Here is a 12,455-nt window from a genome sequence, read left to right on the forward strand (position 1 = left end):
GGTCAGCGGACGTAGTGGGGGTCCGCCAGAACAGGGTAGAGCGCGTCGGCGTCCCGGTGCCGCACGGTCATCACGATCGTCGTGCCCTCCAGGCGATATTCCGCCGGGATCGAGCGGTAGAGCGAGTCGCAGCCCCACGGCGCGTAGAACCGGCCGACGGTGGCCCCGTACCGGTCGTGCACCACGTCGTACCCGCCGGACGGCGTGACGTCCAGCGACAGGCCATCGCCGAGCCGCAGCGGGAAGCGGAACTCCTCAGGAGCGTCCGGGCCGTTCAGCACGGTGACGAAACGGACCCCCGCGGCCGTCGTCTGCGCCATCACGTCCGTGTCCGTGTCGATGTTCACGAAGACGCGCAGGCTGGGCCGGAGCACCGCCGGCGCGCGATCCTCGGCCGCCCCCGCGACGCCGATGTGGATCCGCTGCCCGTCACGTGTCGGCGCCCATACGCCCTCACTCGCCACGTCACCCCAGATGACGTCCGGATTCTCTAGTTCAGGCGGTTCCGAACGCCCGCCGATCGAAAGGACGCGTGTCGCGGCCTCGATCGTGGCGGACACCTCGTCGCGCGCATGCCTCATGGCGGATCCCCTTCGCCCCGTGTATCCCTCTGTCTGATCACGTCGCGCTGACGCATCAGATGGACGCACTCTGCAACGGAATCCGGGTGGATTCTGGTTGTTTCGCCGAAGTGCAGGTTGCAAATCCATTACATGGTCTGGCTCGCTACCTGAACCGCCGTCATTTCGGACGGCGGGACGACGATCGAGTGGTCTCGGTGAGCCGCGTGAACGGACACCGAGCCGAAATAGTGTACATACCGGTCGATAACGGGCCTGCGCCGCGTGCGCCATGATGGAGGGATGAACACGCGGCGGACCGTGCTGACGGTGACCTCTCTCGCGGTGGCGGGCCTGGGCGTGGCCTTCTTCCTGCTCCGCAGGGATGAGGCGAACCAGGCGGCCACGCTGGTGTCGGCGCTCATGGCGGTGGCGGCGCTCGGTGTCGCCGTATGGGCCGGTCTGCCCGTGACCCGTCCACGCGGGCTGCGGGTGACGGGCACCGGCGAGGCACGGGCCGGAGCCGGAGGCACCGCCGTCTCCGGCTACGCGGGTCCGGCCGCCGGCGGTACGGGACAGGACGCGGGGACGGTCGAGGTGGAGAACACCGGCCCGGCCGACGCCACCGGTGGCGGGGATGCCACCAGCGGCGTTCGCCTGACCTGAGTGGGCCCAGGCGCGTGCGTCCGGCAAGTGAGTCTCGGTGTCATGTCGCCGGTCCCGCGCCGGGAGGGGGACGTACGCACGTGAGACGAACGGAGCCCGGGTGAAGGCGTTCGGGTGGTGGCAGCGGTCGACGGCCGTCGCCGGCAGTGGGGCGGCGCGCGCTACGACGGGTGGGGTCGCGGTCAGCGGCGTGGTGCACGGTGACGTGGCCGTGCAGGCGCCGTCCGCCGCCCGCAGCGGGTACCGGCAGCAGGTTCTGCGTATCGCGCCCTCCGAGCTGAGAGGCCGGCGGGCGGAGCTGGCCGAGCTGGCCGCGTTCTGCACCGCGCCGGACCAGGGCCCTTATGCGTGGTGGCGGGCGCCGGCGTGGTCGGGGAAGACCGCGTTGATGTCCTGGTTCGCGCTGCACCCTCCGAAGTCGGTGGAGGTCGTGCCGTTCTTCGTCACCGCCCGCTTCGCGGGGCAGAGCGACCGGACGGCGTTCACGGAGGTCGTCGGCGAACAGCTCGCCGCACTGCTGGGGCAGCCGATGCCCGCCTACCTCACCGAGGCCACCCGCGAAGGCCACCTGCTCGCCGTGCTGGAGGAGGCGGCCGACCGGTGCTCGCAGCGCGGTGAGCGTCTGGTGTTGCTGGTCGACGGTCTGGATGAGGACCGCGGGGTGACCACCGGGCCGGATGCGTACAGCATCGCCGCGCTCCTGCCCGCCCGGCCGCACACCGGGCTGCGGGTGATCGTGGCCGGCAGATCCGACCCACCGGTGCCGGGCGACGTACCGGAAGGCCACCCCCTGCACGATCCGGGCATCGTCCGGCCCCTGGAAGGGTCTCCGTTCGCGGCGGCGGTCCGGGCCGACTGTGAGCGGGAGCTGGCGCGGCTGCTGCGTGGCACGCCGGAGGAACGGGACCTGTTGGGCCTGGTGGCCGCCGCCGGGGGCGGCCTGAGCAGAGACGATCTGACCGAACTGACCGGTTGCGGCGTGTGGGAGGTGGCCCAGCACCTTCGGGCGGTCACCGGCCGGACGTTCACCGCCCGTGCGGTCGGCGGCCGGTCGGCGGCCGCGCATGGGATCGATGCCTCCGAGGTGTACGTCCTCGGCCACGAGGAACTCCAGACGACGGCGCTCACCATGCTCGGCCGCGACAGGCTGAGCGGTTATCGCGGACGGCTGCACGCGTGGGCCGCGACGTACTGCGACCGGGGCTGGCCGCCTGCCACCCCGGAGTACCTGCTGCGCGGTTACGCCCGGCTGCTGCGCGTCACCGAGGACCTGCCCCGTGCCCTCGCCTGCGCCACCGACTCGGTCCGCCACGACCGGATACGTGAGCTGACCGGCGGGGACGCCGCCGCGCTCGCCGAGATCGACGCAGCGGGAACGATGGCCCTGGCCTGCGATGACCCTGATCTGGTGGGGGTGGCACTGCTGGCCGCCCACCGGCGCCGGCTCGTGGACCGCAACACCTATCCGGTGCGCCTGCCCGCCGTGTGGGCGGCGGTCGGGCAGCCGGACCGCGCCGAGGCACTGGCCCGCGGAATGGACGACCCGGACATGGTGGGCGCGGCGCTGGCGGAGGTCGCCGTGGTGGTGGGCTCTGGAGGCGACCAGGTGTGGGCGGCCGAGCTGGCCGACGCCATCGAAGGCCTCGGCGGCGGCAGCGGCATGGCGTGCTGGCGGGCGCGCCGGATGGCGGCCGTGGCGGAGGCGGCGGGCGCCGCCGGCGATCGTGACCGCGCCGCCGCCCTGGACCGCGCCATGGATGCCGTCCTGGCGGACGCCGCCGATGACCATGAGAGAACGCTGGTCCTGGGCGCGAGGGCACGGGCCGCGGCCGCGAGCGGGGATCGCGGACGGGCCGGTCAACTGGCCGACGCGATCGAGGACCTCGCCCGTGGCGGCATCGAGTCGTGGTGGGAGTGGGACGTGGGGTGGGCGGCCGGCTCGCAGGATCCGGAGCGTGTGGCCGTCGCGCTGGGGCACCTGGGGGTGCTGGCCCGTACGGTGCGCTCTGCTCGGCGGCGGGCCGAGATGGAGGCGAAGCTGGCCGCCGTGGCCACCGACGGCACGGGCCGACACGGCGCATCACTTCTGGAGGCCGCCGCGGAGCTGAGCCGGTGGGCGCGACCGCCCATGTGGGCTCTGAAGGTCATCGAACCGCTCACCGAGGCGGTGGCCGCCGCAGGCGACGCGCCGCGCGCGGCGCGGCTGGCGGACCTCATCGCGGAGGCGGCCGCCGTCCCTGATCACCCGTGCTGGGAGGACTCGGTATCGCAGAGATCCATGGCGCGGGCGGCGGTGGAGGCGTTGACCGTGTGCGGTGACCGGGAACGCGCGGCCGCGCTGTCCCAGGCGCTGGAAGCCGTGGCCGGCACGTCGGTGGTGCCCCGCGACATCGGATCCGAGAAGACGTCCGGCAGCGGAGCCGGAGAAGCGGACCATACCGAGGACGACTCCGTGATTCTCGTGGCCGCGGCGGGAGCGGCGGCACTGGCGGGCGACGACACGCGCGCCGAGGCACTGGCTCGCGCGGTCACGGATCCGTACGAACGTCCGGAGGCGCTCGTCCTGATGGCGAGGGTGTCACTCGGCCGCAGCGATCACGATCGGGCGGCGGAGCTCGCGGCGGCGGCCGAACGTCTCTGCCGCGACAGCGCGCGGCCGACTCCCCGGGCGAAGGCGCTGGCGGCGCTGGCAAGAGTGACCGCCGCCGGAGGCGACGGGGCCGGCGCGGCGCGCCTGACCGGCGCCGTGGGCGTGATGGCCGGTGCCGTGACCTCGCCTTACTGGCGGGCGGAGGTGCAGGTGGAGTGGGTGGAGGCGCTGGCGGCGACGGGACAGACGGACCAGGCCGAGGCTCTCACGCGGACGATCGCCGCGCCGTGGCTGCGGGGGTGGGCCGGCAAGGAGCTGGTGCGGACACGGTCCGAGCGAGGGGAGTTCGATCGGGCCGAAGCGTTCGTCCTCGCTATCGACGACCGGAAGGAACGCGGCGAGGCGGGCATGACCATGGCGCACGCCGCGATCGGCCGCGGCGCTTTCGACCGCGCCTGGCGGCTCTTCGAGGTCTTCGAGGCTCCACCGGAGGACCGGGCCCGGCTGCTGACCTCGCTCGCCCAGCGGGCGGCCGTCGGCGGCGCCCGGCACCGCGCCGCCGTACTCGCGGCTTCTGTGCGCGACCTCGGCCACACCCGCTCGGACGGCCGGTCCCGAGACGAGATGGCGCGCTTCACGGCGGAGGCACTGGCCTGGAGCCGCCGATTCGACGCGGCCGAGATCTTGGCGCGCGGCATCACCAGTCCATACTCGCGGGCGGAAGCACTGGCCGCTCTGGTGAGGGCGGCGGCGAGATCAGGCGAGTCAGGCCTGGCGGCGGTGTGCGCCCACCGGGCCGGAGAGTCGTTTCGCTCGCTGGCCGACCCGTACGAGCGGTCTTTTGCGCTGAAGCGTCTGGTGGAGGCGGTGACCGCGATGAGCGACGTCGACTTCGCGCTGGACCTGGCCGAGCGCATTCCCCGTTCGGATTGGCGCGCCGACGCGATGGCGAAGCTGACGCGGTTCCTCGATCCCGCCCAGGCCCGGCGGCTCATGGCGCACGCGCTGGCCGTGGGCGACTTGAGCGGCCTGCTCGACGACCTGGTCCGGCTCGCGCCTGAGGCTCTCCCGGCTCTAACCGACACCCTTCTCGGCTGGGAGGCGACGGACACCGGCCCGGCGGGCGGGTCAGGGCTGTGACACCCCGGGGAGCGGGCCGTATCGCCGCGCGAGGAGCAGGCCACGGCGGCGCGGCGGAAAGGCCGGAGGACGTCCTCGGGACCGGAGCGGTGGCCAAAAGCGCCGCGTGCGTCCGGGACAGTTCGGCTCGTTACTGAGATCCTGGGCTCGTGCCCGGTGATCAGGGCACCAACGCCCATGCGCAGCGCGAGTCGAAGGAGTCCCGTCCATGGCCGACCAGACGGCCGATCAGCCGCAGGCCCGGCAGTCCGACATTCCCTCCGGCACGGTCCGTATCGTCGACCTGCCGGAGTCCGACCGAGAGTTCGTGCGCTCCGCGCTCCGGCGCGACACGCCGCTGCACGACCTGCTCGGCCTGGAGATCGTCGAGATCGGCGAGGACCACGCCGTCCTGTCCATGCCCGTACGCCCGGAGGCCTTCAACAGCACCGGCAACCTGCACGGAGGGGCGATCGCCACGCTCATCGACGTGGCGGCCGGCACGGCGGCGGCGCGGGGGAGTGGTTTCGAGCCGGGCCGGCAGAGCCTGGTCACCGCCGACCTGCACGTGCGCTACCTCGGGCGGCCGCACAGCGACGCCGTCTACGCCCGCGCCGACCTTCTCAAGGCGGGACGCCAGCTCATCGTGGTGGAGTGCCGGGTGACCGACGGCGAGGATCGTCTGATCGCCTCGGCGGACTTCAGCATGATGATCGTGCCGCTGCGCAAACCGTTGCGTCCCGTGGCGAGCGCCAAGGACACCGACCCCGACCTGTGAGGACGGGGACCGGTGCGTGGCCGTACGGAGACGGCCGCGCACCGGGAGCTGACACCGGCGATCACGCCGGGGAGTTCAGCAGGATGTTGAAGAGGTTCGCAGCGTTCGGGGTGCCCAGTCCGGTCGACAGGTCATAACCGGCGGTCGCCGGGTAGTACAGGTTGTTACCGGTGACCACGTCGTAGTACGGGGTGTTGGCGCCGCCCTGTCCGAAGACGTGGTAGAACGTGTCCGGACCGTACCAGAAGACGCGTGCGCGAGTCAGCAGGCCCTGGTTGATCAGCGACATTCCGGCCGCCCAGATCGGGGTAGCCGCGCTCGTGCCGCCGAAGCCGTGCCACTGGCCCCGGTAGAAGACCGGAAGTTCGATCGCCGCCGCCGACACGTCGGGCACCTGCCGGTATCCCGTCGTGTACTGGTTCGCGACGCCGGTTCCCGCCTGGTACAACGGCTTGGGGAAGACCTTGCTGACGCCGCCGCCGCTGCCCCACTGGTTCTCACATTTGGACAGGCTCGAACGGTCCGACCAGACCTGCTCCTGCGCGCGCGTGCCGGCCGCGCCGAACTGCATCCGCGTGCCGCCGACCGCGACCGCCCACTGCGAGGTCGAGGGGAACGACACGTCCAGCGGCCCGTACACGCGGTCCCCGTACGCGCCGCAGTCGCCGGTGGCCACGAAGACCGTCATCCGCTCGGCCTGCGTCAGGATGCGCAGGTTCTGGTCGACCGCCTGCATCGTGGCCTGCGACATGTAGCCCTCGGAGCCGCCGAGGCTGATGCTGACCGCGCTGCCCGGCCGCGGGGCGTTGACGTTGTCGTCGATGACGCGCTGCAGCGCGTTGTTGAACGCCGTCCACGAGTCCGACCCGGAGCCGGTGCTCAGCAGCGCCGGGTCCTCCTGGTAGTCGACGACGCGGACGCCCGGTGCGAGACCGGCCAGCATCTCGATGTCGAGCGTCGCCTCGCCGCCCGGCGGGGGAGCGGTGGCGCCGAGGTTCACGTTGCTCAGCGCGATGTGGGACCCGGTGCAGGCGTTGTACGCCGCGATGTCGCGGGGGTCGTACCCGTCCATCTCGACGAGGTTGACCGTCATGTTCTCGCCGTGCCAGCCCTGCTGCCAGAGCTTGTCGTAGCCGTACGACTGGGCGATCTTCTGGTTCGTCGCCACGTGCGGCGCGAACTGCGGGCAGGCGCCGGCGCGCATGGCCGCGGTGGAGGCGAGCGGCGTCATGGGCGCGTGGTGGGAGGTCGGCGCCTGGCTGTAGCTGTCCAGGCCCGTGACGGACAGGATGTAGCCCGAGACCTGGGCCGGGACCACCGGCATGTGGGCCGGGTCGGGCGTGAAGTAGGACCGCCCCCTGAGCGTGTGCGTCACGAACGAGGTCTTCAGGAGCTGCCCGGCCACGCCCGCCTTGACGTCGAAGGTCAGGCTCGTACGGGTCTTGCTGGGCTTGGCCTGGATGTGCGCGGTGGCGAAGTACTCATTGAGCTTCTTCAGCTCCTCGTCGCTGACGCCGAGCTTCTGCGCCAGGCCCTGTGCGCCCTGGCTCGGGCTCTTGCCGTGCCCGAGCTGCTTCCACGTGTCGTCGCTGATCTTGAGCGTCACCCCGACGTGCAGCGTCCGGTCCGCCGGGACCTTGCCGGTGATCGGCGCGCTCAGCGCCTCCTTGGGCAGCCCGAGGTTCAGCGGTGCGAACTTCAGCGACGACGCGCCGGACGGTGATGATGACGGTTTGCTCGAATGTCCCGAACCCCCGCAGCCGCTCAGCACCGTGAGTGCGAGCAGGACGCGGAGAAAAGCGGTCCGGCGATTACGCACGGATCTCCCCTGTTCCCTGTCTGTGGTTCCGTCGCGCACGCCCGGCCGTCTGCTCGGGCGGGCACTCCCCGACGGTGCGCGTCGCCTGGAGAGCGGCCCTGCACCCCGCTACACCTGGTACGTACGCCCCGATACCTTGACAGAACGCCAAACGTGCAAGCAACACTTCGAAGAACGTAGAAACGGACTAAAGCTGTCATGCACAGCTATGTCGTGAGACGCACGCCGAGGCGGTTCGGTGCCCGCTGTCTTGTGCGTGTTTTCGGGCCGCATGTACCGTAATTTCGGTTCTGACTTATATAGGTTTTGGGGGTGCCGTGAGCTCCGCGTTCGTCAACGGCGAGGTGTCCTTCTGGTACCGCCAGTCCGGTCTGCCGGCCGTACGCGACCCCCTCCCGGGCGCGCGGGAGTACGACGTGTGCGTGGTCGGCGGCGGGTTCACCGGGCTGTGGACCGCCTACTACCTCAAGCGGGCCCGGCCGGAGCTGCGCGTCGCGGTGCTGGAGAAGGAGTTCGCCGGGTTCGGCGCGTCCGGGCGCAACGGCGGCTGGCTGACCGGGGAGCTGGCCGGCTCGGCGGCGCGATACGCCCGCGCCCACGGCCGGGAGGCGGTCGTGGCACAGCAGCACGCGATGTTCGCCGCCGTCGACGAGGTCGTCCGGGTCGCCGCGGACGAGGGGATCGAGGCCGACATCGTCAAGTCCGGCGTCCTCAACGTCGCGACCAGCGTGGCCCAGAGGAGCCGCCTGCACGAGGAGCTGGCCGAGGCCCGCGAGTGGGGGTTCGCCGAGGCCGACCTGCGCCTGCTCGACCCCGGGGAGCGGGAGGAGCGGCTGCGGGTCACCGGCGCGATCGAGGCCACGTACAGCCCGCACTGCGCCCGTGTGCAGCCCGCGCGCCTCGTCCAGGGCCTGGCCGGTGCCGTCGCGGCGCTCGGCGTCGACGTCTTCGAGGCGACGACGGTCACCGCGATCCGCCCGCGGGCCGGCGGCCGGCCGGCCGAGGCGGTGACCGCGCGCGGGAACGTACGGGCGGAGTACGTCATCCGGGCGACCGAGGGCTTCACCGCGGGCCTGGCGGGTCAGCGGCGCCAGTGGCTGCCGATGAACAGCTCCATGATCGTCACCGAGCCGCTCGGCGAGGAGGTCTGGGAGAGCGTCGGGTGGGCGGGCCGGGAGCTGCTCGGCGACCACGCCCATACCTACATCTACGCCCAGCGCACCGCCGACGACCGGATCGCGATCGGCGGGCGCGGCGTGCCGTACCGGTTCGGCTCGGGCTGGGACCGGCGCGGCGCCACGCAGCCCAAGACCGTCGCCGCGCTCCACCGGATGCTCGGCACGCTGTTCCCGGCCACCGCCGGGGCCTCGGTCGACCACGCGTGGTGCGGGGTGCTCGGCGTGCCGCGCGACTGGTGCTCGACCGCCCACGTCGACCACGAGACCGGCCTCGGCTGGGCCGGCGGCTACGTGGGCACGGGCGTCGCGACGACCAACCTGGCCGGCCGCACCCTCCGCGACCTGGTCCTCCGCGAGGACACCGAGCTGACCCGCCTGCCGTGGGTCGGGCGGCAGGTGCGCCCGTGGGAGCCCGAGCCGCTGCGGTGGATCGGCGTCCAGCTCATCTACGCGCTGTACCGTACGGCCGACCGGCGCGAGAGCTCCGGCCGGATCCGCACCTCCGGCTACGCCCGGCTCGCAGGCCTCATCTCGGGTCGCTGAACGCGGGACGCCGCGTGGCGTACCCCGTGGCCTGCTCGAACGCGTACCCCGCCTGGAGCACGGCCAGGTCGGCGCGGTGCGGCCCGATGACGTGCAGCCCGACGGGCAGGCCGCCCCCGCTGAAACCGCCCGGCACCGACAGCGCCGGGCAGCCGGTCGCCGAGATGAGGTACGCCGAGCGCATCCAGTCGACGTAGGAGGTCATCGGCTCGCCGGCCACCTCGGCGGGGTACTCCAGGTCCGCGTCGAACGGCAGGACCTGGCAGACCGGCGCGAGGAGCAGGTCATAGCGCCCGAAGAACTCCCGTACGCGGTGGTAGAGGCGGGTGTGCAGCATCTCGGCCCGCCCCACGTCGGCGCCGGAGAGACGGCGGCCGTCCTCGACGTTGGCGACGACGGTGGCCTTGACCTTGTCGCGGTGGCGGTCCACGACGGCGCCGAGCCCGGTCTCGAACTGCCAGGCCCGCAGGACGCGGAAGACCTCGTCGGCGCCGGACAGGTCCGGGCAGGCCTCCTCGACCACGCAGCCGAGGTCGGCGAAGACCTTGACCGCGGGCTCGAGCGCGGCGACCACCTCCGGCTCGAACGGCACCGAGCCGTCCAGGCGTGGCGCCCACGCGACGCGCAGGCCGGCCAGGTCGCGCTCCAGCGGGACCGCGAACGCCGACCCGGGCGTCTCCAGCGCGATCGGCGAGCGCGGGTCGGGCCCGGCGAGCACCGACAGGAGCAGGGCCACGTCGGAGACCTCCCGCGCCATCGGCCCCTGGACGCCCATCGTGCCCCAGGCCGTCTCCTCCGGCCAGCTCGGCACCCGGCCCGGCGAGGGCCGCATGCCCACGACGTTGCAGAACGAGGCGGGGTTGCGCAGGGAGCCGCCCATGTCGCTGCCGTCGGCGATCGGCTGCAGGCCGGCGGCGAGGGCGGCCGCCGCCCCGCCGCTGCTGCCGCCCGCCGACCGCGAGAGGTCGTACGGGTTGCGGGTGGTCCCGAAGATCGGGTTGAAGGTGTGCGAGCCGGCGGCGAACTCGGGCACGTTGGTCTTTCCGAGCATCACCGTGCCGGCGGCGCGCATCCGCTCGATGATCAGCTCGTCCCGTACGGGCACGTGGTCGGCCAGCAGGGGGGAACCGGAGGTCGTACGGACGCCGGCGGTCTCGTGCGTGTCCTTGTGCGCGACCGGCAGGCCGAGCAGCGGCGGCGGCTCGGCCCCGGAGGCCAGCAGCGCGTCCGCGGCGCCGGCCTCCTCAAGCGCGCGCTCGACGGTGTGCGTGACGATCGCGTTGATCTTCGGGTTGACCGCCTCGATCCGCGCCAGATGCGCCTCCGCGACCTCGCGCGCCGACACCTCCCGCTCGCGGATCCGGCGGGCCAGCTCACGTGCGCTCAGGTAGCAGATCTCATCCGCCAACGGGTGTCCTCCGAGGTCGCGTCTTCGCTGTCACCCCCATCTTTGGTACGAACCGGGCGCCTTGTCCAGATGGCGTCCGGGTCGGTCCGGGGGGATCGCGGGGCGTGGCGTCCGGGTCGGTCTCGGCGGCGTAGTGGCCGGTGGGGACGGTTCGGTGGTCGCCGCGGGGGCGGAGCGCGTCGTCCCCTATGCGAGGGCGATGATCCCGCCGCCGGCGCCGTGAGGGCGACGGTGAGCCGGACGCCGGCCGGTACCGCCGCCACCCGGCCCGCCGGGCCGGCGACGTCCTCCTGCTCGTGGTGGATCTGCAGGGCGAGTACTGCGCTGTTGCCTGCGGCGATCACCGCCCCGACGACCTCGGTCCCGGAGCGGGCCGCCACGTACGGGGCGACTCTGATGCCCTGGCCCTCGCGCGAGCATGATCCCTCCGCGACGTCGTCAGGTGCACCGTCCGCATGATCACCGCGAGATGCCGAGGGGCGTAAGCGCGTCCCGGGAATCCGTGCCGTCAGGCGTCACCGGTCAGGACAGGGAAGAACTCGGCCTTCGCGCCAGGGCGTCCCGGAGCCGGGCACAGATCACCCTGCTCACCTGCGCGCGCCCGCCGGGCCGTGAGCGGACGGTCGGGCTTAGTGGTCGACCAGCCTCACGTGTTCGTGGGTGACGGCCTCGATGTCGACGGCGGCCGTGTCGAGCAGGCGGTGGGCCAGGTCGGACAGGGCCCGGGCGGTCGCGAGTTCCGCGCCGATCTCCGGGACGTCCCAGTCGGTCGGGTTGCAACGGGCCTGGCCGCGGCCGTGCAGGACCTCGGAATCGCGGGTGGTCAAACGGGCCTCGGCGTGTGTCTCGCCCTCGTGTTCGCTGAGATAGACGTCGACCGACCAGCGGTCGGTGGTGTTCATGGATTCCTCCGCGTTTACGGTGCCTTCTACCATCGAGGCTCGCCGTACATCGGCGCGCGGGGCAGGGCCGAAAGTCCCCTCATCACTCCCGCGGCGAGCCGAGGGCGGGCCGGGAGCCCGCCACGTTGCCCGAGCCGAGGTCGGCGAAGCGGCCCGCGTCGCGGCCCGCCGTGAAGCCGTCATGCCGCAGGCGCTGCTCGCGGGCGCGGCCCAGCACCGGGAAGCGCGCCTCGAACTCCGTCCGCACGCGTTCGTCGTCGCGGGCGAGAACCAGCGCGGTCGACTCGGCGGCCTCGTCGCCGCGCATCCGGCCCCGCGCCGCCTCGATACGCTCGGCGACCCGGTCTCCATAGCCCACCAGGAACGCCTTGAGGTAGCCGTTGCGCCACCGGGTGCGGTCGGCCTTGCGGCGGAACAACTCCTCAGGGAAGTCCTGCATGTGCGTGTCGGCGGCGCGGGAGCCGGCACCGTCCATCTGCAGCGTCAGCGACGGCAGCAGCAGCGTCAGCGCGTCGCGCGCCGACTCGGTCGCGACCACCAGCAGCGCGATGTCCTGCCGGTAGGTGCCGTTGCCGCGCAGCGCGCACGCGCCGCCGTACGCCCGTACGACCGCGGTCAGGCCTGAGGAGCGCGCGCGGGCGTGGCCGTCGCCGCCCGCGACGGCGTGCTCCCAGTAGACGACCGGCTCCGGGCCTTCGCCGCGGCGGGCGCGCAGGGCGGCCTCGTCGATGGCGTGGCGCATCATCAGCTCCGCGGCCTTGGCCGCGCATGCCTGCGCCTCGGCCTCCGGCGTCTCCGGGTGCTCGGCACGGGAAAGCAGCGCGCGGACCCTGCCCTCGTGGTCGATCGTCATGACGACGGAGCGTAATCGCAGGCACCGACAAATGAAGGC

9 protein-coding genes are annotated in these 12,455 nt (G+C 72.7%); 4 read left to right on the plus strand and 5 right to left on the minus strand.

Features of this window, described 5'->3' with window-relative positions; genetic code table 11:
• Positions 1-2 precede the first annotated feature (2 nt).
• Positions 3-581 (minus strand): hypothetical protein, encoded by a 579-nt coding sequence (locus QWU11_RS02360; protein WP_290103284.1) that lies wholly within the window; start codon positions 579-581, stop codon positions 3-5.
• 282 nt (positions 582-863) lie between these two features.
• On the opposite strand from QWU11_RS02360, the gene QWU11_RS02365 reads away from it, so the two are divergent.
• The 3 genes from QWU11_RS02365 (at position 864) to QWU11_RS02375 (ending at position 5,713) form a co-directional block, all read left to right on the plus strand.
• On the plus strand, positions 864-1,226 hold the full coding sequence (locus QWU11_RS02365) for a hypothetical protein (protein ID WP_290103285.1): 363 nt from the start codon (positions 864-866) through the stop codon (positions 1,224-1,226).
• A gap of 100 nt (positions 1,227-1,326) precedes the next feature.
• On the plus strand, positions 1,327-4,956 hold the full coding sequence (locus QWU11_RS02370; protein ID WP_290103286.1) for a hypothetical protein: 3,630 nt from the start codon (positions 1,327-1,329) through the stop codon (positions 4,954-4,956).
• Positions 4,957-5,164: 208 nt separating this feature from the next.
• Positions 5,165-5,713 carry a PaaI family thioesterase gene (locus tag QWU11_RS02375; protein ID WP_290103287.1) on the plus strand — a complete coding sequence of 183 codons (549 nt, stop codon included), beginning with the start codon at positions 5,165-5,167 and terminating at the stop codon, positions 5,711-5,713.
• Between the two features lie 61 nt (positions 5,714-5,774).
• Here the strand turns inward: QWU11_RS02375 and QWU11_RS02380 are convergent, their stop codons facing one another.
• Positions 5,775-7,532: a S53 family peptidase gene (locus tag QWU11_RS02380; RefSeq protein ID WP_290103288.1), complete on the minus strand. Its 1,758-nt coding sequence runs from the start codon at positions 7,530-7,532 to the stop codon at positions 5,775-5,777.
• A 317-nt stretch (positions 7,533-7,849) separates the two neighbouring features.
• On the opposite strand from QWU11_RS02380, the gene QWU11_RS02385 reads away from it, so the two are divergent.
• A complete protein-coding gene (locus tag QWU11_RS02385; protein WP_290103289.1) occupies positions 7,850-9,253 on the plus strand; it encodes an FAD-binding oxidoreductase in 1,404 nt (467 codons plus the stop codon).
• Here the strand turns inward: QWU11_RS02385 and QWU11_RS02390 are convergent.
• The 3 genes from QWU11_RS02390 to QWU11_RS02400 all read right to left on the minus strand — a co-directional run bounded on the left by QWU11_RS02390 (position 9,237) and on the right by QWU11_RS02400 (position 12,416).
• On the minus strand, positions 9,237-10,661 hold the full coding sequence (locus tag QWU11_RS02390) for an amidase (protein ID WP_290103290.1): 1,425 nt from the start codon (positions 10,659-10,661) through the stop codon (positions 9,237-9,239). The genes QWU11_RS02385 and QWU11_RS02390 overlap by 17 nt on opposite strands.
• 629 nt (positions 10,662-11,290) lie before the next feature.
• On the minus strand, positions 11,291-11,563 hold the full coding sequence (locus tag QWU11_RS02395; RefSeq protein WP_290103291.1) for a DUF1876 domain-containing protein: 273 nt from the start codon (positions 11,561-11,563) through the stop codon (positions 11,291-11,293).
• Between the two features lie 82 nt (positions 11,564-11,645).
• Complete coding sequence (locus QWU11_RS02400) at positions 11,646-12,416, minus strand: DUF2786 domain-containing protein (RefSeq protein WP_290103292.1); 771 nt, start codon at positions 12,414-12,416, stop codon at positions 11,646-11,648.
• Between the last annotated feature and the right edge of the window lie 39 nt (positions 12,417-12,455).

Source organism: Actinomadura sp. DC4 (assembly GCF_030406325.1).
In the GTDB taxonomy this organism is placed as follows: domain Bacteria; phylum Actinomycetota; class Actinomycetes; order Streptosporangiales; family Streptosporangiaceae; genus Actinoallomurus.

What these genes read in the sequence shown, in the direction of transcription:
- QWU11_RS02375 (WP_290103287.1), top strand. Translation starts at nt 5,165, where the DNA reads ATGGCCGACCAGACGGCCGATCAGCCGCAGGCCCGGCAGTCCGACATT.
- QWU11_RS02395 (WP_290103291.1), bottom strand. Translation starts at nt 11,563, where the DNA reads ATGAACACCACCGACCGCTGGTCGGTCGACGTCTATCTCAGCGAACAC.
- QWU11_RS02400 (WP_290103292.1), bottom strand. Translation starts at nt 12,416, where the DNA reads ATGACGATCGACCACGAGGGCAGGGTCCGCGCGCTGCTTTCCCGTGCC.
- QWU11_RS02360 (WP_290103284.1), bottom strand. Translation starts at nt 581, where the DNA reads ATGAGGCATGCGCGCGACGAGGTGTCCGCCACGATCGAGGCCGCGACA.
- QWU11_RS02365 (WP_290103285.1), top strand. Translation starts at nt 864, where the DNA reads ATGAACACGCGGCGGACCGTGCTGACGGTGACCTCTCTCGCGGTGGCG.